The 22,171-nt window shown below is 60.2% G+C and carries 18 protein-coding genes and 1 pseudogene; 9 read left to right on the forward strand and 10 right to left on the reverse strand.

Annotated features, from left to right (window positions below; genetic code table 11):
* Positions 1–7: 7 nt before the first annotated feature.
* The 3 genes from RHEC894_RS31370 to RHEC894_RS31380 form a co-directional block, all read right to left on the reverse strand.
* Positions 8–919 carry a carbohydrate ABC transporter permease gene (locus tag RHEC894_RS31370; RefSeq protein ID WP_010069232.1) on the reverse strand — a complete coding sequence of 304 codons (912 nt, stop codon included), beginning with the start codon at positions 917–919 and terminating at the stop codon, positions 8–10.
* Positions 919–2,037: a sugar ABC transporter permease gene (locus RHEC894_RS31375; RefSeq protein ID WP_010069233.1), complete on the reverse strand. Its 1,119-nt coding sequence runs from the start codon at positions 2,035–2,037 to the stop codon at positions 919–921. The genes RHEC894_RS31370 and RHEC894_RS31375 overlap by 1 nt, the downstream gene beginning before the upstream one ends.
* A 72-nt stretch (positions 2,038–2,109) precedes the next feature.
* Entirely contained in the window at positions 2,110–3,750 is a 1,641-nt protein-coding gene (locus RHEC894_RS31380; RefSeq protein ID WP_085740514.1) for an extracellular solute-binding protein, read from the reverse strand.
* Between the two features lie 336 nt (positions 3,751–4,086).
* On the opposite strand from RHEC894_RS31380, the gene ugpC reads away from it, so the two are divergent.
* Together ugpC and RHEC894_RS31390 are read left to right on the forward strand one after the other, a co-directional pair.
* Positions 4,087–5,154, forward strand: coding sequence for a sn-glycerol-3-phosphate ABC transporter ATP-binding protein UgpC (gene ugpC / locus RHEC894_RS31385; RefSeq protein ID WP_085740515.1), 1,068 nt, complete (start codon positions 4,087–4,089; stop codon positions 5,152–5,154).
* A 398-nt stretch (positions 5,155–5,552) separates the two neighbouring features.
* A complete protein-coding gene (locus RHEC894_RS31390; protein WP_085740516.1) occupies positions 5,553–6,845 on the forward strand; it encodes a mechanosensitive ion channel domain-containing protein in 1,293 nt (430 codons plus the stop codon).
* Between the two features lie 166 nt (positions 6,846–7,011).
* Here RHEC894_RS31390 and RHEC894_RS31395 read toward each other — a convergent pair whose 3' ends face one another.
* Positions 7,012–9,015, reverse strand: coding sequence for an EAL domain-containing protein (locus tag RHEC894_RS31395; protein WP_089152770.1), 2,004 nt, complete (start codon positions 9,013–9,015; stop codon positions 7,012–7,014).
* A gap of 262 nt (positions 9,016–9,277) precedes the next feature.
* On the opposite strand from RHEC894_RS31395, the gene RHEC894_RS31400 reads away from it, so the two are divergent.
* Positions 9,278–10,321, forward strand: coding sequence for a class I SAM-dependent methyltransferase (locus tag RHEC894_RS31400; RefSeq protein ID WP_085740518.1), 1,044 nt, complete (start codon positions 9,278–9,280; stop codon positions 10,319–10,321).
* Positions 10,322–10,374: 53 nt separating this feature from the next.
* On the opposite strand, the gene RHEC894_RS31405 is transcribed toward RHEC894_RS31400, so the two are convergent.
* Genes RHEC894_RS31405 through RHEC894_RS31420 form a run of 4 tightly spaced genes read right to left on the reverse strand, consistent with a single transcriptional unit; the run spans position 10,375 to position 15,465 of the window.
* Entirely contained in the window at positions 10,375–11,814 is a 1,440-nt protein-coding gene (locus RHEC894_RS31405) for a coniferyl aldehyde dehydrogenase (protein WP_085740519.1), read from the reverse strand.
* A gap of 21 nt (positions 11,815–11,835) precedes the next feature.
* Positions 11,836–12,942, reverse strand: a complete 1,107-nt coding sequence (locus tag RHEC894_RS31410) for an NAD(P)-dependent alcohol dehydrogenase (RefSeq protein ID WP_085740520.1) — start codon at positions 12,940–12,942, stop codon at positions 11,836–11,838.
* 57 nt (positions 12,943–12,999) lie between these two features.
* A complete protein-coding gene (locus RHEC894_RS31415; protein WP_085740521.1) occupies positions 13,000–13,839 on the reverse strand; it encodes a p-hydroxycinnamoyl CoA hydratase/lyase in 840 nt (279 codons plus the stop codon).
* Positions 13,840–13,881: 42 nt separating this feature from the next.
* Complete coding sequence (locus RHEC894_RS31420; RefSeq protein WP_085740522.1) at positions 13,882–15,465, reverse strand: AMP-binding protein; 1,584 nt, start codon at positions 15,463–15,465, stop codon at positions 13,882–13,884.
* Between the two features lie 198 nt (positions 15,466–15,663).
* On the opposite strand from RHEC894_RS31420, the gene RHEC894_RS31425 reads away from it, so the two are divergent.
* Complete coding sequence (locus tag RHEC894_RS31425; RefSeq protein ID WP_085740523.1) at positions 15,664–16,149, forward strand: MarR family transcriptional regulator; 486 nt, start codon at positions 15,664–15,666, stop codon at positions 16,147–16,149.
* A gap of 105 nt (positions 16,150–16,254) precedes the next feature.
* Here RHEC894_RS31425 and RHEC894_RS31430 read toward each other — a convergent pair whose 3' ends face one another.
* Positions 16,255–16,731 carry an NUDIX domain-containing protein gene (locus tag RHEC894_RS31430; protein ID WP_085740524.1) on the reverse strand — a complete coding sequence of 159 codons (477 nt, stop codon included), beginning with the start codon at positions 16,729–16,731 and terminating at the stop codon, positions 16,255–16,257.
* 190 nt (positions 16,732–16,921) lie between these two features.
* Complete coding sequence (locus RHEC894_RS31435; RefSeq protein WP_085740525.1) at positions 16,922–17,845, reverse strand: LysR family transcriptional regulator; 924 nt, start codon at positions 17,843–17,845, stop codon at positions 16,922–16,924.
* A 178-nt stretch (positions 17,846–18,023) separates the two neighbouring features.
* Between RHEC894_RS31435 and RHEC894_RS31440 the strand changes: the two genes are divergently transcribed.
* From RHEC894_RS31440 to RHEC894_RS31460, 5 genes and pseudogenes are all read left to right on the forward strand, one after another.
* Complete coding sequence (locus RHEC894_RS31440; protein WP_085740660.1) at positions 18,024–18,842, forward strand: alpha/beta hydrolase; 819 nt, start codon at positions 18,024–18,026, stop codon at positions 18,840–18,842.
* A 143-nt stretch (positions 18,843–18,985) separates the two neighbouring features.
* Positions 18,986–19,147: pseudogene (locus RHEC894_RS31445) on the forward strand (ArsR family transcriptional regulator); the annotation flags it as partial.
* The gene (locus tag RHEC894_RS31450) at positions 19,131–19,634 is read left to right on the forward strand and encodes an SRPBCC family protein (protein WP_085740526.1); all 504 of its coding nucleotides are present in this window, start codon (positions 19,131–19,133) and stop codon (positions 19,632–19,634) included. The pseudogene RHEC894_RS31445 and the gene RHEC894_RS31450, both read left to right, overlap by 17 nt.
* 206 nt (positions 19,635–19,840) lie before the next feature.
* The gene (locus RHEC894_RS31455; RefSeq protein ID WP_010067504.1) at positions 19,841–20,350 is read left to right on the forward strand and encodes a hypothetical protein; all 510 of its coding nucleotides are present in this window, start codon (positions 19,841–19,843) and stop codon (positions 20,348–20,350) included.
* Between the two features lie 233 nt (positions 20,351–20,583).
* Positions 20,584–21,990, forward strand: a complete 1,407-nt coding sequence (locus tag RHEC894_RS31460) for an adenylate/guanylate cyclase domain-containing protein (protein ID WP_085740527.1) — start codon at positions 20,584–20,586, stop codon at positions 21,988–21,990.
* Positions 21,991–22,171: the final 181 nt, after the last annotated feature.

Below are 22,171 nucleotides of genomic sequence, written 5' to 3' on the forward strand. Positions count from 1 at the left end.
CCCGCAGCTATTTTACCGCTCCAGCGGTCATCCCGGCAATGATGTGCTTTTCCAACATGACGCCGACAGCGACCAGCGGCAGGATGCCGGCGGTGGAAAGGGCGGCCATCGACCACCAGTTGATGCCCTGGCTGCCCGTCTGGCTCGCAATCATCACCGGCAGCGTGTTGGTGTTGGTCGAGGTCAGCAATGCCGCGAAGAAATATTCGTTCCAGCACAGGATCAGCGCCAGCAGGAAGGCTGCGACCATGCCCGGCAGAACGAGCGGCACGATGATGCGGGCAAAGGCGCCCCAGATCGATAAGCCGTCGACCAGCGCCGCCTCCTCGAGCTCGACCGGTATGGTGGCGAACTGGTCACGCATGATCCAGACGACGATCGGCAGGACCATCAGCGTATAGACGGCGATCATGCCCACATAGGTATCGAGCAGCGCCAGCTCCTTATAAAGAACCAGGAACGGCAAAGCGAGAACGACGGGCGGCATGATGAGCTGCGACAGGAAGAAAAAGGAAATGTCGGAATTGCGCATATGGCCGAACTTGTAGGAAAAGCGGCTGAGGCCATAGGCCGCGAGCGATCCGAGCACAACCGCCAGGGCCGATGCCGTGACCGAGATGATGACGCTGTTCCAGAGCCGGCGCATAAATTCCTCGCGCACCGTCGAGATCTCGAAAATCGTATCCGGAGAGAGCCCGAGCGAGCGCCAGCCGAGCCAGCTGGGCGCGAAGTTGAACCAGGGGATCAGATTGCCGCGCATGACGTCGGCGGCTGTCTTGAATGAAGTGGACACCGTCCAGAACAGCGGGAACACACAGACAAATGCCCAGGTGACGAGCAGGCCATAGACGACGAAACGCATGGCCCACCAGCGAATGCGCTGGCCGCGCGCGTATTTTTCGAAATCGATCCCAACCATCAGAGCCTTCCCGTCATGCGCTTCACGACACGGTCGGACGCCTTCATCAGCCCCGTCATGCCGACGACGATGATGACCAGATAGACCAGCGCGAGCAGGGTTCCATATCCGACATTCGAACGGTCGCGATATTCTCGATAGATGAAACTGGTGACGGAATCGGTCGCCCCGCCGGGGCCTCCCGACGTCACGGTGATGATGATATCGGCGAGCTTGAGCTTGAAGATGATGCGGATCATCACCGCCGTCACCGACACCGGCAGCATCAGCGGGAAAATGACCTGCCAGAAGCGCTGCCATTTGGTGGCGCCATCCACTTCGGCCGCCTCCAGCACCTCCCTGGACAAAGCCTGCAGTCCGGCGAGCAGCATGATCATCATGAAGGGAATGAAGGTCCAGGCATCCATGATCATGATCGAAAGCCGCGCCGTCAGCGGATCGCCGAAGAAGGAGGGATTTTCCCAGCCGAGCCAGCGGGCAAAGCGCGCGACCGGGCCGAAACGGGTCTCCAGCATCGACTTGCCGACCATCCAGCTGACCGCGACCGGCGACAGCATCAAGGGCACCAGGAAGGTCACGCGCCAGAATTTGCGGGCGACGATTTCCTGGTTGAGGAGCAGCGCCAGGCCGAAGGCGATTGCGTATTCGACGGCAATCGCCAGGCAATAAAGGATCATGTTGATGAGGGCATTGGCATAGAACGGATCGGTGATCATCCGCCTGACATTGTCGAGCCCATTGAAGCGCCTGCCTGCCGAAGAGGCGAGGTTCCAATCGGAAAAACCGATCCACAGCGCAAAGAGCAGCGGGAACACCACCATCGATACGACGAAAAGTGCGGCCGGCAGAACAAAAAGCGCCTTCTTGCCCGCCTCGCCATGAATGACGACACGGGTGACGCAAAGAACGGCGGCCCAGAGAAAATAGGCATAGAGCACCGGGCGCCAGTTGGCGAAGCCCCAATCGCTCCAGCCCAGTTCATGGACACCCTGCAGGACGAACGATGTTATGAACCACAGGGCGCTCAGCCACAGGGCCGTGCGGCCCCAGAAACGTCGGCTCGCCGAAATGGAGCCGGCTTCGACCGTGTGGAGCAGGTCGCCTTCGACTGTCGACATGATATTCCTCGCCCGGACAGAAAGGGCGCTGGCGAAATCGCTTCCGACCCGCCAGCGCGTTTGGTCAAAAGATCAGAGCCCGAGGCTCGCCCGATAGAGTTTCAGCTGGCTGTCGCGGCCGATCTGGTCGGTGATCTTTTCCCAGGCGGCGGCAATCGCATCCGCAGTCTCCTGTGCCGACTTATACTGCCCGGCAAAACCCTTCGCCAATTCGTCCTCGGCGACGGAATAATATTGGAAGATACCGGGGATGCGCGGTTCGATGGCGGCGTTCGGATGGTTATAGCTGTCGGCGTTCGAACCCAGGTAGTCCTCGATATAGGCGCGGTCGTAACCTGCCTTTTCCCATTCGTCGTAGTTGAAGTTGGACTGGCGGTAGGGCTGGAAGCCGGAGGGATAGGCCGACGTCCACAGCGACAGATCCTTGCCGCCGAGATGGGCAGCGGCGGACCAGGCGGCCTTGCGCTTCTTCTCGTCGCCGGAGACCTGCTTGGTGACATAGATGCCCCAGCCGAGATAGGCCATATTGGGCGCTTCGTTATACTTGTCTTCCCATTGTCCGGTCTTGCGGTTGTAAACGCGGTTGGAGCCGCGGTTGATGCCGAAACCGACCACGTCGCCGACGACCGAGGTGTCCGAGGTGCGGGCGCTGGAGCCGACGTCGCCCCACCACATCAGCATGGCGCCGGTGCCTGCCAGGAACTGCGAGAAGGCCGTGGTGCCGGGATCGGCATTGATCTGATCGGCGGGATAGGCCTTGGCGGCAATCAGATCCAGGACGTCCTGGATCGCCTGAACCCAGGCGGGGTTATTGACCAGCGGCTTCATGTTTTCAGGATCGAACAGCCAGGCCGGGTCGCCCGGATATTTGGCATAGGCGGTCGCGCGGTTCTCGATGAAATAGAAGCCGAAGCCGCCCCAGCCCTTGAGCGGATCGAGATAGCCGTAGGCTGGCTGACTGGTCAGCGGATCGGTCTTGCCGATCAGCGCCTTGGACACTGCGTTGACTTCCTGCCAGGTCTTCGGCGGCTCGGCCATGCCGCTGATCGAGCCTTCGCCGAAGTAATCCTTGCGATAGGCGAAGGTGTGGCAGTCGCCGTCGATCGTGACACGGTAAGTCTTGCCGCCCCAGGTGCCGACCGGCGGCTTCAGGTAGCTGACCAGGTCGTCGGCCTCGATCTGCTTTGCAGCCCAGTCGGGCATTTCATCCAGGAGGCCGCGCCCGGCGGTGTCGCCTTCGAAGGGGGCGCCCATTTCCAGGATGTCGAAATCGACAGTGCCGGTTGCGATCGACTGCTGAAGGCGGGCGTTGTAATCGGCCTGGGCAAGATCGATCCAATTGATCTTGGCGCCGGTATAGGCTTCCCACGGCTTCAGGAAACCGCGGAACAGGAAGTTGTGCAGATTCTGGTTGTTGAGCCCCATGAAGGTCAACTCGACGCCGGCGAATTCGCCCTGTTTGACATTGCTCTTGGTCGGACCGAGGCAGAGTTCGCCGACCTTCTGCCAGTCCGCATCCGTCGGCGATCCCTTACCGACGCCGGGGATTTGCAGGATCTGGGCGCGCACGTCATCAGCGGCGAACGCCATGCCGGGAATCCCGCCGATCGCGCTCGAGACGCCGAGCAGAGCCGCGGCACTTGCCGTTCCGCGCAACACGTCACGGCGGCTTGCCTGACGGCGCATCAATGCATCGTAAATTTCAACTTTCATATCTTCCTCCTCCACGTTTCCCGGCGTTTTCGCCCGCCGACCTCGCCGGCCGGCTCCTGCCCAATTTTAAGACTGGCTCGATGCAGAACTATCTGGTAAGCAAGAAATGAAACGTTTCATATCCTGCTTGAAACCGCTCCTCCCGGTTTCGCCGGCGAGCATCAGACGGCCGGCTGGAAAAGTCAACAAGAAATGAAACGTTTCATGGAGGAGGTTCGACGGGTGCTTTTGAGGAGGCGCGCGGCCGGTTTTGCCCTGCCGCATCCTCTCGGACACACGGCAAGACATGCAGACCCCTGAGGCAGCTCGGGGGCGCCGAAAGCAAGTGGGAGGCACATGGCTGAGGTCAATATTTCAGGGGCGCAGAAGGCTTACGGCGCCGTCAATGTCCTGCACGGCGTGGATATAGATATTCGCGACGGCGAGTTCGTTGTGCTCGTCGGCCCGTCCGGTTGCGGCAAATCCACTCTGTTGCGCATGGTCGCTGGGCTGGAAAGCATCACCGGCGGCACCATTTCGATCGGCGACAAGGTCGTCAACAACCTGCCGCCGAAAGACCGCGACATCGCCATGGTCTTCCAGAGCTATGCACTCTATCCGCACAAGACCGTTGCCGAAAACATGGTCTTTGCGCTGCGCCTGCAGAAACAGCCGGCCGAACTCATCAAACAGCGCCTGCAGGCAGCGGCCGAAACCCTCGACCTCCTGCCCTATCTCGACCGCTATCCGCGCCAGCTGTCGGGCGGCCAGCGGCAGCGCGTGGCGATGGGCCGAGCCATCGTCAGATCGCCGCAAGTCTTCCTGTTCGACGAACCCTTGTCGAACCTCGATGCCAAGCTGCGCGTGCAGATGCGCAAGGAAATCAAGGAACTCCATCAGCGGCTGAGAACCACCACCATCTACGTCACCCACGACCAGGTCGAAGCGATGACCATGGCCGACAAGATCGTGGTGATGCAGGGCGGCAAGGTCGAACAGATCGGCACGCCGCTGAAACTTTACGACCGTCCCAACAACACGTTTGTGGCAACCTTCATCGGCTCACCGTCGATGAACCTGCTGAAAGGCCGCTACAAGGCCGATGGCGCCATCTTTGTCACGGAGACCGGCGACGAGATCGCACTTGGTTTCATCCCGGAAGCAACCGACGGGCAGCCCGTCCTGCTCGGCATTCGGCCCGAACATCTGTCGCTGGCCGAACATGGCTTGAAGGCAACCGTCAGCGTCACCGAACCCACCGGCCATGAAACGATGGTGTTCCTGCGCTACGGGCCGGGCGAGCTTGTCGCCGTATTCTCGGAACGCCACGAGTTCGAGCCCGGACAAGTGGTCACTGTCGCTCCTCGCACCGACAAGCTCCATATATTCGATGCCGGCTCGGGCAAGTCGCTGCGGCTCGATTGAGCCCGCCACTGCCCTTAAGTTTTGGTTTTCTTCGAATTCGGCGAGATCTCCTGCACGAGGAGGGTTCATCCGGTGGACGGCACTCATCTGATCGAAGCATTCATGCCGGTATACCACCTGCCGCCAATCAGCGTCTCGCACATTGCAGGATTAAAGAGAATATAAAGCGCCCCAAGAATTCACGCATCGATTCCCGTTCACATTGAGGGAGATGGCATCAGGTTGATGCCGTCTCCTCTGCGCCAGGATCTCCATCAGCTCGCGCGTTCTTTGATCTCTTCGGCGCTGAGGTGATAGTAAATCATTGAGTCTTCTGAGGAATGCTGGTGCTTGTTCCCTCCAAATGAACTAAACTCATGCGATAGTTTTATCTAGCTGACATTCATCGGATCATCATCATGAATATCAGGCAGATGACCGACTTCGCCGAGCAGTGGCTGACGACGTTCATTCTGAACGAATGGACGTTCTTTCAGCTTGCGATCATCGTCGCCGGCTACAGTTTTGCGTCCTTGCTTGCGTCACGCACGGAGCCTGCGATGGAGGCAAAGGCGCGCCAGATCAAGGGCAATCCAGACCTGCTTCGGGTCATCATTGCTCCTATGCGCCGGATGATGTGGCTTTTCCTTGTGGGGTGGTTGTGGCTCGCAAACGTCGTGTTGAGCAAGAGCGCGTGGCCCTCGCAACGCTGGCTTGTGTCCACGGCTCTGACGCTGGCAGCAGCATGGTTCGTCATCTCCGTCCTGACCAAAATCATCCGCAACCCTACCCTGTCACGCGCCGTCGCGATCGTCAGCTGGAGCTATATCGCTCTTTATGCGGTCGGTCTGGACGGCCCGGTTCTATCTGCTCTTGACGAGCTCGCGATTAATTTAGGTGCGGTGAGACTCTCACTTCTGCTTGTGCTCAAAGCCCTCGCGTTGGCGATCGCCTTGATCTGGATAGCCGTCCTCATTGGCAATATGCTTTCCCACTGGGTTCAGCAGTCGGCCGATTTGTCGCCTTCCATCAAGGTGTTGATCAGCAAATTCATCAAGATCAGCCTGATCATAATCGCGGGAGCCATCGCGTTGTCGGCGACCGGGGTCGACCTTACGGCGCTGACCATTTTCTCAGGCGCAGTCGGCGTCGGAATCGGCTTCGGCCTTCAAAAAGTGGTATCAAACTTCATATCCGGCATTATCATCTTGATCGACAAGTCAATCAAGCCGGGTGACACGATCACACTTGGCGACACGTTCGGGTCGATCCGTGACCTGCGCTCGCGGTTTGTTTCTGTCATCACCCGCGATGGCAAGGAGTACCTCATTCCGAACGAAGACTTTATATCGCAGCAGGTGGTCAACTGGTCGTTCTCGAGTGATTATGTACGAATAGACGTCGACTTCGGAACGTCCTATGACAGCGATCCCCATCAAGTCGTGAGGATCGCCATTGCGACGGCATCGACGGTACCCCGGGTCGCAAATCAGTATAAACCGCCCGTCTGCTGGCTGACCGGCTTTGGCGCGTCGTCGCTCGACTTTCGGCTTCGCTTCTGGATCTCGGATCCAGCGAACGGGCTGACAAATGTTCGTGGGCAAGTCCTGATGGCGCTGTGGGATGCCTTCAAGAAAGCTGGTGTCTCTATCCCGTTCCCGCATCATGAAATCATCATGAAAAGCCCTATCGAGATCAAACAACCGGACTGATCTTTCCAGATTTCATCACCACAGTCGGTTCATTGTTGGGCATCCGCGCAACCGTCGACAGCCCATGAAGGATTGGCGCGCTCAAGAACAGCGCCCACGCAATCGATAAATATTGTGCGGTCGCGTTTCACAAGGTGCGCAATTTGGCAATTGAACGGATCCGAACCTACGGCCCATTCCGAGACAGGCGTTTCGAATCAAGGTTCCTGGCCATGCTGAACGGCAGCACGTTATCCGTTTCAAGCCGAGCAGCCGGCGCGGGCCGTCCGATGTAATATCCCTGGATGTGGTTGATTCCATATTGCTGCATCAGCAACTGATGTTCGATCGTCTCGACGCCTTCAACGAGGATCTTCACGCCGCGATTGCGCAGCAGGCTGATGATGTCGAGCAGCATCCTCTTGCCTCTCTCCGTATTGCTGTCATGGAGGAAGGACCGATCGATCTTGACGGTGTCGAAGTCTATCAGGCGAAGCCACGAGAGCCCGGCGAAGCCTGTGCCGAAATCGTCGAGCCAAACTTGAGCGCCGAGCGCCCTCAGGTCGCTGATGCAGCGAACCAGGTCCTGGTCGATTTCCAGCTCGACCCCTTCGGTAATTTCGAAAGCAAGCCTGGCGCCCGCCACGTCGAATTCTGCCAGCGTTGCTGCGATATAGCTGGCGAAACCCGGCGTCTTCAGTTCGATCGGCGAAACGTTGACGCTGGCAACCTCCACCAGGTCGGTTGCCAGCAGGTCTCGGCAAACAGTGCGAATGGCCCACCGGCCGAGTTTAACGATCGAACCCGTCCTTTCCGCAACCGGGATAAATCTGTCAGGCGGCACCGCGGTTCCGTCCAGCATCCTTAAACGCATCAAAGCTTCAACACCGTCCGTCTTGCCGGTCTGGACGTTGCGGATCGGCTGATAGACGAGGTGGACGAGGCCGTGTTCAAGCGCGATCTTCAGGGTCGCGGCGATATCCTCGCTGTCGTCGCTGCTCTGCGGGTCGTCAGGATCGAAGACCACGACGGTGTTGCGACCCGTTGCCTTGGCGGCATAAAGTGCGCGATCGGCTTCATGAATGACCTTGTCGACCTGCTTGGTCTGGTCTCGCGTGTAGGAGACGCCGACACTGACGGTGATGACAGTGGTCCCGTCCCGCCGGTGCTCGTGCGGCCAGGCCAGCGCGCGGACGGCGGCACACATTGCTTCTGCGAGTGCGGACGCTCTTTCCGAATTTTGCATGGGCGCGATGACGATGAATTCCTCGCCGCCGTATCGCCCGATGATCGATCCGTAGGACGAGGCCACGCTCTGGAGAAGCTGGGATACGGCCACAAGGCACCGATCACCTTCCTGGTGACCATAGCAGTCGTTATAGTGCTTGAAGTAATCGACATCGATGAGCAGGACGGCAAAGGGCGCCCTCTGGTCCTGCCAGCGTTGCCAGTGATCACGCAGGCGTTGATCGATTGCCCGGCGATTTTCCAGGCCCGTCAACGAGTCCGTGTTCGAGAGGTGCAAGAGCGCCTTGCCCCTTTCCTCGGCGGCCGCTTGCTGCAAACTGGCTTCAAGGGCATTCAGGAAGACCTTATAGCGCTCTCTGTTGAGCTGAAGGTTCACGTAAGACGTGAAAATAAAACAGGAAATACAGAAGGCGCCGAGGATCAGCTTGTGCAGAAGCAACATAGGCGCGAACAGATAAAGAGCGCCGACGAAGATGAGCACGTTGGTGACGGAGGCCGCAAGCGCAAGCGGAAACCGGAAACTGAAGAACAGGTTGACGCTCATCATGAAGATCGCGCCAAAAACCATATAGTATGAGAACGCTTCCCTGACCGTGGTCATCTGGGCGGTGAGAAGCCAGACAAGATAGGCTGCCAGCACGGATACCGCCGCGGCCATGTCGACCGTGTCGGCTTTTGCCTTGCGATAGAGCAGGAGCTCCAGCATGCACAGCGCGCCGGCGCCTACCGCCAACCGGCCGGCGATGGTGTATTGGACGACATCGCCAATAAAAAGATAGTCCGTGAAGGCATAGGCCAAGTAAACAGCGACGGCGATCCAGAGGCCGCTGCGCGTCGCGCACTTTCGGCTGCTCTCGCTCCGCTGCTTATAAAGCCGACGCAGCCGTTCTGGCGACAGCGTTGGCCGCATTGTGGCGACTGCGGTCTCGGCTAACACGTGCATCATGCCCCTGCCACCCAAACAACTTGCAGCCGTTGCCCTACGCAGACCGCCCGCTGAAACTGGATACCCCTACGCCCACTGCACATCAACCGATAAGGCGCAAACAACCCCTAAGCCGGCAGGGTATCTCTCGGTTTCACTAATATTTTCTAAAATTAAGTGGCGCGGTGGCGACTACTGCCGCGGACCTTGACTTGACGTTAAGAAATTGCTGAGGATTTTATCTTATCTCTTAAGTTGTTATTTACCAGTGTGAGGTTCCGTGGCACAGCCGCTCTTTTCCCTTGATGGCCAAAGCTTGATCACCCCGCAGTCCGTCAGCAATAACTTCCTCTCACCCAGCCAGGATCACGAAACAGGCCTGCTTCGCACCGCGGAGGCCGAGTTTGCGATTGTCATCAGCCTTGCAATGCAGCGGTTCGCCGCCGGCAAAGACCTGCCTGAGGCCGTCAGGTGGCTGATTGGTCAGCTCCACGACGTCCGCCAGAAATGCGGCGCGGCCGTGTGGCAGAAGCTCATCCCGCTGATTCAGGCCCATCCCTCGGCAAAGATCCTGCAGCAGTGCCCGTTCACGCGCTGGTCCTTCGAAAAGCCGCGCGGTTATTCCGGTGATGCCAGTCTGATAGACTTTATTTATGGACATCCGGCGGTGGCCGAAGAGGTGGCCAGATCCACCCATCTCGGTCTCGATATCTTCGAATACACGATCAACGCGCCCGGCCCGGTGGCCGTCAGGGAACGGCGCGACATCCTGACCCGCTACGTCGATGACACAGCCGCGCGGACCGGTTCGGATACCGAGGTTCTGGCCATCGCCGCCGGTCACCTTCGCGAAGCGGAGGCATCCACAGCACTGGCGGAAGGCCGCCTGAAACGCTGGGTGGCTCTCGATCAGGATCCGCAAAGCATTGGCTCGATCTCGAGCCAGTTCCACGGGACCCGTGTCGAGCCTATCGATGGATCTGTGCGCGGCCTGCTCGCGCGAAAGCATCACATTGGCACATTCGATCTGATCTACGCCGCAGGCCTGTACGATTATCTCACGGATAAGGTCGCAATCCGGCTCACGCAGATTTGCATGGAAATGCTCAAACCGGGTGGCATCTTTCTGTTTGCCAACTTCTCCGATGAGATGGCGGATGACGGATATATGGAATCCTATATGAACTGGGAGCTTCTCCAGCGTTCCGAGGCAGACATGTGGCGTATTGCCAATGCCAGCGCGGCGGAAAACACGGTCGACAAGAGGGTCTGGTTCGGCACCAACCGCAACATCATTTACAGCACCATCAGGAAGCTGCCGTAAGCCGCAACGGCCGGGCGTAACAAAATCTCACGCCCGGCTCCGGCGATGTCGCTCTACTTGCAGATCGCCGCGGCCAGAAAGCCGCGCATCGCCTCGCCGAAGGGCGGCCGCATCATATATTCCGCTTCCACCATCCTGCTCTGGTGATAGACGGCGCGCGGATGCGAGAAGGCGAGGAAACCGAACTTGCCGTGATAGGCGCCCATGCCGGAATGGCCGACGCCGCCGAAGGGCAGGCCTTCCGCCGTGACGTGGCTCATGCAGTCGTTGACCGTCACCCCGCCGGAGGTCGTATTGTCGAGAACACGGCGCTCCTCTTCGTGATCCCCGCTGAAATAATAGAGGGCAAGCGGGCGCGGCCGGGCATTGATGCGATCGATGACGTCGGCAATATCACGATAGGGAAGAACCGGCAGCACCGGCCCGAAGATTTCCTCCTGCAGCGCGCGCATAGCGTCGGTGGGATCGAGGATCAGGGTCGGCGGCATGCGGTGGGCCGGCTGCTGCGAGAAATTCTCCCCCGCCGGATTGATCTCGACGATGCGGGCGCCCTTGGCCCTGGCGTCTTCGACCAGGCCCTGGACGCGGGCATGATGGCGGCCGTTGACGATCGACGTGTAATCAGGATTTTCCTTCAGCGTCGGATACATCGCGGCGACCGCCGCCACCGCATGTTCGGCAAAGGCTTCGACGCTTTCCTCGGGCACGTAGACATGATCAGGCGCCAGGCAGATCTGGCCGGCATTCAGCGTCTTGACGGTCATGACGCGGCGCGCCGCGTCTGCGAGATCGGCCGAGCGGCCGACGATGACGGGCGACTTGCCGCCGAGTTCGAGCGTCAGCGGCGTCAGGTTTTCGGCCGCCGCCCGCATGACGTGATGGGCAATCGCCGTGCCGCCGGTGAAGATCAGATGGTCGAAGGCAAGTGATGTGAAGGCCGTGCCCGTCGCCGGTCCGCCCTGAACCACTGATATTTCCGTTTCGTCGAAGGCGCCGGCGATGAGTTCCGCCATCAGAGCTGATGAAGCCGGCGTGACCTCCGACGGTTTGATCATGGCGCGGTTGCCGGCGGCAAGAATGCCGGCAAGCGGCGCAAGGGCGAGCTGATAGGGGAAATTCCAGGGGCTGAGAATCCCCACGACGCCTTTCGGCTGATAGACCACTTTGGCGACCGCATCCGGGAACAGTGCCTCGTGTTCTTCCGGCTTCAGCCATTCGGGCAGATGGGCCTTGGCATATTTGAGCGAACCGATGCAGGTGAAAACGTCGAGAAGCAGGCTTGCCTCGACGCTGCGGCTGCCGAAATCCTCCGACAGAGCCGCGGCAATCGCATCCTTATGATCGACGAGAAGGGCGATGACGCGGTCGATGCGATCGATGCGGGTCTCGATATCAGGCGGCCCTTCCTTCACGAAGGATGCCCTTTGCCGCTCGAGCAGCGCCTTCATGGCATCGGGGCTGGTATCGCTGGCGATCGGGGTCATGGTGTTCATTCTTTCCTCCCTTGAACGGTGTCAGACGGCCGGCTGGCGCACGACCGGTTTCAGCACGATGCCTTTTTCCGAGTCCTCCACCGCCCGGTTGATATCGGCGAAATCATAGAAGGTGACGAGCCTGTCGAAGGGGAAGCGGCCCTGCCTGTGAAGGTCGATCAGCAGAGGGATCAGCACGTCCGGATTGGAATCGCCTTCGACGATGCCGCGCACCCGGCGTCCGCCGGAGAGGATATGGGTGAGGTCGAGCGTCAGCGTTGCGCCGTACGGCGAGGCGCCGACGATGCCGCAAGTGCCGCGCGGCGCCAGCACGCGCACGCATTGATCGATGACGGCGGGCACGCCGGAGGCATCGATCGCATAATCGACCCCGGCGCCGGTCAGCGCCATGATCGCGGCGACCGCATCGCCCGCCTTGCCGTTGACGATATCGGTCGCGCCGAGTTCGGCGGCAAGCGCCAGCCGCGTCTCATTGACATCGACGGCGATGATCCTGGAAGCGCCGACGACCCGCGCCGCCATGACCGCGGCAAGCCCGACAGAACCCATGCCAAAAACCGCGAGCACTTTTCCCGGTTCGACCTTCAGCGCATTCATGACCGCGCCGGCGCCGGTCTGGATGCCGCAGGCGAGCGGCCCGAGCAGCGCCAGATCGGCGTCCTCAGGCACTTTCACGATGTTGCGCTCATGACAGAGCGCATGGCTCGCAAAGGAGGACTGTCCGAAAATATTGCCGTTCACCCGCTCTCCCCGGTAGGAAAGCCCGCTCGAACCATCGGCCCGCGAACCGAAGAAATTGCGCGGGAAAAATTCGTGGCAATAGGTCTCCTCGTGATCGTTGCAGCTCGGGCAATGACCGCAGGAATTGAAGGTCATGACCACGTGATCGCCCGGCGCCACCTTGGCAACGCCCGGCCCGACACGCTCGACAATGCCTGCACCTTCATGACCGAGCACGACCGGTTGCGGCACCGGCAGGTGCTGGTCGCGCATGACGATATCGGTATGGCAGACCCCGGTCGCGACGACGCGAACCAGGATCTCCCCCTCGCGCGGCTCCTCCAGATCGAGCTTTTCCAGCGAAAACGGCATATGCGGCGCACGCGCCACCGCGGCATGGATTTTCATTCTATCCTCCTCCCGATGATCGGCCCGCTCACGACCCGGCGGGCCGGGTTCATGTCCTCAGCGGCTGCGATTGTAGGCGCCGAGCCCCGGCTGGTAGGTCTTGTCGTCGAGGAACTGCTTCAGCCCCTCGTCGCGCCCTTTGGTCTTGTCGAGAAACAGCATCTGCTCCAGCTTGGCGTAGATGTAGTCGTCGGCGAGATCCCACGGCAGGTTGCGCACACGCTTATAGGTGTCCTTGGCGGCCTTCAGCGTCACCGGGTTCTTTTCGAGCAGGCTGGCGCAGATCTTGCGCACCCGGGTTTCGAGCTCGGCGAGCGGCACGGCCTCGTTGACCAGCCCCATTTCCGCAGCCTTGCGCCCGCCGAACAGTTCGCCGGTCATGATGTAGTAGAGCGCGTCGCGATGGCGCATCACTTCGGCGACCGCGCGGGTGACGTTGCCGCCCGGCAGGATGCCCCAGTTGATCTCGGAAAGGCCGAAATTCGCTTCTTCGGCGGCGATGGCAAGATCGCAGGAAACCAGCGGCGTGAAGGCGCCGCCGAAGCACCAGCCGTTGACCATGGCGATCGTCGGCTTTTCGAAATACATCAACCGGCTCCACCAGCCGCCGGACTGGCGCCGCGCCTTCAGCGTGGCATCGCGCGGCTTGCCGTCATTGTCGCGAAAATACTCCTTGAGATCCATGCCGGCGGACCAGGATTGCCCGGCGCCGCGCAGGACGAGCACACCGCAGCGCTCGTCGCCCTCGAGTTCGTCGAGCACCTCGAGCATCCGGGCATTGAGGGCCGGGTTCATCGCATTGCGCTTTTCCGGACGGTTGAGGGTCACGAAAGCGATGCCGTTGTCGAATTCGACCAGAACCGGCGATTGGTTTTCAGTCTTGTTGTTTTCACTCATGGGATCACTCCATTGGTTTCGGCATGAAAGCCGGAGGCCGCGTCAGGCCTGTCGTTGAAAGGTTTCTTCGGAATGCAGCTGGCGCAGAACGTGTTTCTGCACCTTGCCGGAGGCGGTGCGGGGAATGGTCTCGACGAAGAGGATGCGCGCAGGACGTTTGAAGGCGGCGAGCCGTTCGGCGCAATGGCCGGCGATCATCTCGCCGGTTGCCGCAGAACCCGGCCGCAGCACGACATAGGCGATGCCGCATTCGCCCCACCTGGCATCGGGAATACCGACGACGGCGCCATCGAGAATATCGGGATGGCTCACCAGCGCGGCTTCGACTTCGGCCGGATAAACATTCTCGCCGCCGCTGATATACATGTCCTTCAGCCGGTCGACGATGCGATAGAAGCCGTTGGCGTCGCGCCGGCCGAGATCGCCGGTGCGATACCAGCCGTCGGTGAAGGCGGCAGCGCTTTCCCGCGGCTTGTTCCAGTAGCCCGGCGTCACCGCCGGGCCGCGCAGCCAGAGTTCACCGATCTCGCCGTCGCAAACGTCGCGGCCGTCCTCGCCGACAATACGAATGTCGAGCAACGGCGCCGGCAGACCGACGCTGCCGGGATTGTCCTGCACCGCGCGCCGGTCGATCGGCACATGCAGCACCGTTCCCGCCTCGCTCATGCCGTAACCGTTGACCAACGCGACGCCGTCTTCGAGGTAGCTTTCAATCAGCGCCTGCGTCAGCGGCGCGCCGCCGACGAAGAGCGCGTGCAGGCCGGAAAGTGCGGCGGCGCTATAGGCGGCATCGCTGCGCAAGGCGAGTGCGATCTGCGGCACGGCGAAATAATGGGTGATGGCGCGCTGCCGGTCGGCAAGGGCTGCCAGCGTGCGCGCCGGGGTGAAGCGGTCGGAGATAACGAGCGTGCCGCCCAGCATCAATGTGGTGCGCGCCACCGCGATCAGCCCGATCGTGTGGAAGAACGGCAGGTCGCACAAAGCGACGGTTTGAGGCCCGATCTCGCCAACGAAGGAAAAATTGATGCCGGCAAAAAAAGCATTGCGGCGGGTGATGACGACACCCTTCGGCTGTCCCGTCGTGCCAGACGTGTAGAGAAGGACGCAGGTTCCATCGGCATCGGCAGGCACCGGTCCGGCCGGAAGGCTCGCCTCGATCCGGGTGGCGAGCCCGGCCGGACCATCGACCGTCGAGATCACCGTCATCGCGGCGTCGGCATCCGCAAGGCTCGCCACGGCAACCGAAAACTCCTCGTCGTGGATCAGGAGCGCCGGCGTGCAATCGGCAAGGATCGGCCGAAGCTCGGCGGCGTTGAGGCGCCAGTTGAGCGGCACGTAGATGGCGCCGGCACGCTGGCAGGCAAAGGCCAGCACGATCGAATCCATCGAGTTGCGCGCCAGCATGGCGACCCGCGCCCCATCCCGCCGTGCTCCGAGTACACCGCTCAAAAAGCCGGCGCAGCGGGCGATCCGCGCATCGAGCTCGGCATAGGTGAACTGCCGGCCGGTAGCGATCTCGAACAGAGCCTGACCATCCCCCGCCACGCGGGCACGGTAGAGGATCGGGTCATCCGTCACCAGTCCGCAATCCGCCTGCGAAGCCACCCCGGAAAAGGAATGCGCCATGATTTCCTCCCATGCCCACCGCTCCCACAGCAGGCACCAAATTTGTATGCAACACATACTAATATCTTTTCCCGAAGATGCAAGAGCCGTCTGCAGCAATCTGCTCATTCGGGCGGGCGTCGGAGAAATTGCGGCCGCCGATATTGACTAACCCGCTGATTTTGATGGTTATGACGCCTGAACAAGGCGAGACGAACAATGACCACGAAAGCACCGCAGGACGATGTAGAGGGCGAAGAGGCGTCCGTAACGCCGCCGCTCGACGTCGGCCGGCTCGGCAATCTCCTGGGCTTTCATCTGCGCATGGCGCATGTCGCGATCTATCGCGACTTCGCCGAAACCATGGAGCAACTGGCGTTGACGCAGAAACAGCTGGCGGTGATGGAACTGCTTGCGGTCAACACCGGCGCATCGCAGATCGACCTTGCCAACACGCTCGGTACCGACCGCGCCACCATGATGGCCCTCGTCAACCGGCTGGCGGCCCGCGACCTGATCGAGCGCCGGCCTTCCCAAGCCGACCGCCGCCGCCAGGAACTGCATCTGACAGAGGCGGGACGCGCGATACTCGCACAGGCGCGCAAGCTGATCGACACGCATGAGCAGCGTTTCATCGACCTGTTTTCACCCGATGAGATGGACGCACTGCTGGCGGCGCTGAAGCGGATCTATAAGAGGAACTGAAAACCCGCTTCGCGTTTCCCGGCTGGCCTGGGCTCAAGACCCGCTCGCCGCAGAGAAGCCTCGTGACCGCTCCCGGCTCGAAGAGGTCATCGGCTTCGAAGAAACTTAAATTTTCCGCGACATCTCATGAATGAGAAGATGCCCAACCGGCTCCCGATGCACGAACTCCGCCTCGACATGTCTTAAAACATGACGCTGCCCGGCGAACGGCACCATCTCCACGGCCTCTGCGAATGAGACCCACTGAAATTCGCTGTGTTCATCATTGAGAACAACTGCCTGCTCGGCATTCACAACGCCGACGAAGACGGGCAGCATGCTGATGGCATTGCGATCCGCCTCATAAAATTGCTCGCAGATATCTGCAGAATAGAGAAAGTCGCAGATCAGGCCCGTCTCTTCACGGACCTCTCGCAACGCAGTTTCCCAGGCCTTCTCGCCATCCTCGATCCCGCCGGCCACTTGGCACCACCCACCAATCAACGTGTGATTTCGGCGTAAAAGCAGCACCTCATATCCAGCCATCCTCTCGCGGATGACAACGACCGACACGGCAAAACAACGAATTGGAATTTCGGCCACTCGCCCTCTCCTCCAAAATGATCCTCTGCGTCGTCGGTTGGCATAACAGGAAATTCCGCAACGCGCATAACGGCTGCGCTCGGCAGCTTCGCGCCTTCTTAGCAGTCATTGCGCGCCGTAATCGGCAATGGCTGACATGGGCCGCGAGCTGACTTGCAGCTTTCGGGAGGCCGGTTGAGCTTGATCTCTACTATGGAACCTCAGCATAGCGGATGATGCTCTGATTTTGTACGTTGGCGACCAATTCATCAGAACGAGACAAAAATCGGCGGAGCAAAGGTGAGGAATTTGAATCGTTGTATCCTAAGGTGAGATCAATTGTCGGAGGCACACCCTCAAGTGCTCTGGCAACGACATTTGGCGTCAGCATATTTTGCGCATAAAGCGGAATAAGCGTTATTCCACCTGTAGACACGACGAGCGACATTGCCGATGGCAGACCGTCACCTTCGTACTCTGCCTTGAGGGTGATCCCAATTTCCGACGCGTAATCCTGGATCACGGATTGCAATACGGGAGAAATTCTAGCCGAACTGACGTAAGTTTCGCGGGCAAGGTCCTGCGGCCGGATCTTTTTGCGAGACGTCAAGCGATGGTCCGCCGGCAGTACGGCGATCAGTGGCTCCTTGGCTAAAAACTTGAAGGACACACCAACACTCTGCGTCTCGGGGCGAAGGAAAGCGACGTCCAGCTTGCCTCGCATCAGTGCCAGAGCAAGGTCCGGGGAAGACTGACTGGACAGTATGATTTCAACCTCCGGCGCTTCCTCACGAATAATGCGCAATGCATGGGGTAGCCACACGACCTCTTGTCCTGCGAGAAAACCGATAGTGAACGACTGCTTTTGCGGCCGTTCCGCCCGCCGGGCCCCTTCCGCAGCCGCCTCGACTTGCAATAAGGCCAGCCGCGCGTGATCAAGAAACACTTTACCGGCGGCGGTGAGCGTCACGCCGCGCGGCTGCCGTTCCAGCAGTTTTACACCGATTTCGGTTTCCAGATCGCGAATTTGCCTGCTGAGTGAGGGCTGGGAAGTGTGTAGCCGCCGCTCGGCTGCGGTGAGTAAGCTTCCCTCTTCCGCAACAGCAACAAAATAGCGCAAATGCCTGAGTTCCATCGGGTCCTCGCTATACATTCTAGGCATAGCTCGAACGTACAAGGTATTTGTCCTTGATAAAGAGGGGATTTAGTCAACGTCACAGTTTTGAGATATGATCGAACACGCCTCGCCGGAGGTATTTCGCAATCAGCTGTATCGAAAAACGAATGTTCAACAGAGCAGATGGAGCGACACGATGCCTACAATCACGACCACGGACGGCGTAAACATCTTCTACAAGGACTGGGGCTCAGGTCAGCCGATCGTTTTCAGCCACGGCTGGCCGCTGTCGGCGGACGACTGGGACGCCCAGATGACCTTCTTTCTTGGCCACGGCTACCGGGTGATCGCCCACGACCGGCGCGGCCACGGCCGGTCCGACCAGCCCGGCACCGGCAACGACATGGACCACTGGGTTGCCGACCTCGCGGCCCTGACCGAGCACCTCGACCTGCGCGACGCGATCCACATCGGCCACTCCACAGGCGGCGGTGAGGTGGCTCGCTATGTCGCCCGCCACCAGGAGCGGGTCGCGAAGGCGGTGCTGGTCGCTTCCCTGACGCCGAACATGTACCGGAGCGAGGAAAACCCGTCCGGTCAGCCGCCGGAGTGGTTCGAAGCTATCCGCGCGGGCGTGCTGGGCAACCGGTCGGAATTCTACCGTTTCGTCCCTGAGAATCCGTTCTACGGGTACAACCTCGATGGGGCCAAGCCTTCGGAGGCAATCATTGCGAACTGGTGGCGTCAGGGCATGGGCGGTGGTGCTCTCGCTCACCACGCGACTGTCGCCTCCTGGCTGGAAGATTATACCGAAGACCTCAAGAAGATCACCGTGCCGGTGCTGGTGATGCATGGCGAGGCCGATCAGGTCGTGCCATTCGCAAGTTCCGTGCCGCGTGCGGTCGACCTGCTCAAGAACGGGTCGCTGAAGACCTATCCGGGCTACCCCCATGGCATGCTGACCACACATGCAGATGTCCTTAACCCCGACCTGCTCTCGTTCATCAGGTCTTGACGACATCGACCGGACCGCGGCCTTTATCCAACGTCATCAGGACGATCTGTCACCCGGCAGTGCCGGGTGACACTTGTTGGTGCTGGTACGTGGAGCGTTCCCGGAGGTGCTTCCGACAATGGCAATTTGCTTGGTGCGCAGTGAAGGTCGGACGGGTGAGAACCTGCAAGCTTGGGAAACGCGGCCTCAAGGCGGAGGCCGAGTGGATCGAGGCGCATCGCAAGCTCTTCGAGGCCCGCTTCGAAGCATTGGACGAAATCATCAGCGAGATGAAACGGGAGGGAAACGATGAATCGGCAAGTTGACAATGCAGGCGATGCGCAGAACCGCACGTCGGTCGAGCGCAAAGGAGATCGCGAACTCATCGTGACGCGGACATTCGAGGCGCCGCCGAGCACGGTTTACAAGGCATGGAGCCAGCCCGAGCTGTTCCAGCGGTGGTGGGTGCCAAAATCGGCAACCGGCGTTTCGCTCGTATCGTGCGATATGGACGTCCGTACCGGCGGCAAATATCGGCTGGAATTCGGCGCCGACGGGTCGGACACCATGGCCTTCTACGGCAGGTATCTCGAGGTGGTGCCGAACGAGCGCATCGTCTGGACCAACGACGAGGACGAAGAGGGCGCCATCACGACCGTGACTTTCGAGGAACAGGGCGGGAAGACGCTGCTGAAGTTCCACGAAGTCTATCCGTCCAAGGAGGCGCTTGAGGAAGCACTACAGGGCTCGGCGGCCGCATTGCCGGAGCAGTTGGAGCAGCTCGACGAATTGCTTTCCAGTCTAGGCGTGTAGCGCCGGCCGGAAAACTCACCTCGGGGGTATGTCCGCTCTCGGGACGCGCCCCACCGGCCTTTCCGGCCGGAGCGAAGGCGCGCGCGCCCACCAGATATTCGCCGCCACCGCATTGTGCCGGGCTGCAGGCGATCGCTGAATTCTTTGTGTGAGCGTGCGCACGTAGAGGTCTTATCACCGGATCGAAGGCCGTGATAAAAGCGCTCATGGGCATAAAAAACTATTTGATCGAAGGCAGTTCGGGCACTGGAAAAACGTCTGTCGCTTCCGAACTGGAGCGGCGGGGCTATCATGTTGTCCATGGCGACCGCGTCCTGGCATATGTGGGCGACCCCGAGACAGGCCGCGCACTCGCAGGACCACCCGAAGGCACCGACCGCATTGCCTGGGGATACGCGCATTGGATTTGGCCGACTGAAAAAGTCCGCGCCATTGCTGCCGACACCACCCGCCCTGCTACTTTCTTCTGTGGCGGCTCGCGCAATTTCCACAAATTCCTACACCTGTTCGATAAAGTTTTCGTGCTCGACATCGACGTTGAGACCTTGAACCGACGATTGGATGGGCGGCCCAATGAGCCGGGCTTCGAGCCGGCCGAGCGGGCTCTGGTACTGCGTTACCATGATAGCCGAGAGTATCTTCCCGTCGGCATCAATATCGACACGGCGGGTAGCATTACAGGTGTCGTCGACGATATCCTCGCTCACCTCGCCTGAAGTCCTAAAGCTGGATCGGATGCGACGCGGTCGATCCCTGTTGGAAATGCACCGACCCACTCCCGTCATCCCAGGGCTTTGCACCTGACCCTGGGATCCACAACCAAGCGCGCGCGGCTTCAATCGTTTCCCTGAGCAGCTCCGGGCCTATCGATTTCTATTAAGAAATTCCCGTGTTATGATCGCGGTCCTGGCGTCGTCCGCCGTGGGTTCTGCGCACGGAGACTGATCTGATGAGCGAAATGGACGCACTTTTTGCCGCCCTGCGGCAGGCCGCCGACCCGCAGACGATCGAGTGCATCGAAAACGTCGTCAAACATGGCTCGGACCGCGATCTCAATCGCATCAATGCACTCGCTTTCGCAAATCAGCATCACCTCGATGAAGAGAAAACCATCGCAGCGCTTCTGCATGCGGCCCGCATCGGCGCGTTCGAAATGACCTGGAATGTGCTTTGCCCGGGATGCGGCGGTGTCCTTGACAGCGGCGCAACCCTCAAAGGGGTCTCGCAAGAGACCTATCATTGCGCACTCTGCGCGGCCGGATACGAGCCGACGCTCGACGAGATGGTCGAGGTAACCTTCACCGTCAGCCCGAGAGTGCGCAGGATTGCCGCCCACGACCCCGATCGCTTGCCTCCGCTCGAGTACTACCGCCAGATCTTCTTCTCCTCCGGTGTCGACCTGCCGGAGGACCTGGAAGCGAAGTTTTCGCGTATCCAGCTGGAGATGATCGAGCTGGCTCCGGGCGAGAAGGCTTTCGTCTCGCTGCAACTGCCGGCGCAGTTCGTCATCATCTTCGATGCGGTCACGCATTCCGCACAGTTCATCGACGTGAAGGGCGAGCCTACCGGCGAACGTCAAACCCTTTCGATGGTCATCAGCCGGGCGCATGCACTCAACGAAACGCTGACCCTTCGTCCCGGCCAGTTGCGGCTCACCCTCGAAAACCACACCGACCGCAGAGTGGTGCCGAACGTCTGCATTGCAGGAGATGACCTGCACGACCTTCTCGGGCGCAGGCGGCCTTTTCTGACAGCCAAACGACTGCTGACGAACCAGAGCTTCCGCGACATCTACCGGACCGATACGCTCGACGTCGACCAGCGCCTCAAGATCACCAGCCTGACCTTCCTCTTCACCGACTTGAGAGGCTCGACCGCGCTCTACGAGCGCGTCGGAGATCTTGCCGCCTTCGATCTGGTGCGGGCGCATTTCAGAGTTCTGCACGAGATCGTCGCCACCGAGGCAGGCGCGGTCGTCAAGACCATCGGCGATGCCGTGATGGCGACCTTTCCGAGCCCTGACCGCGCGGTGGCGGCCGCGCTCAGGATGCGGGAGGCGATGCTGCGGCTGAATGCCGAACACGGCAGCGACGATCTTCTGCTGAAGATCGGCATCCATGAAGGCCCATGCCTCGCCGTCAACCTGAACGACCGGCAGGACTATTTCGGCCAGACCGTCAATATCGCCTCGCGCGTCCAGGGCCTTGCCGATCCCAATGTGATCATGACGACGGAGGCAATCGTCGGCGATATCAAGGTTTCGGATATCCTGCGCGACAGCGGCATCACATCGGCCTCGCGGATGGCGGAACTTCAGGGCATCGGCAGAGAGGTCAGAATCTTCGCCCTCTCGTGAGCTTCGTCTGATCTTCGCGCATTGCCAGCCCGCCACGAACATCGGTGCAGGCCGCGTTTCGCCGGGGCCATGATCGGATTTTTGCCCGCGGATTGCTGTTTTTATCATCGCCACACCTTGTGCGGGTGAAGCATATTGTCTTGATCAGCGATACTTCATATTGAGTAGTGTGCCGGCCACC

The sequence above is a fragment of the Rhizobium sp. CIAT894 genome (assembly GCF_000172795.2).
Lineage (GTDB): Bacteria > Pseudomonadota > Alphaproteobacteria > Rhizobiales > Rhizobiaceae > Rhizobium.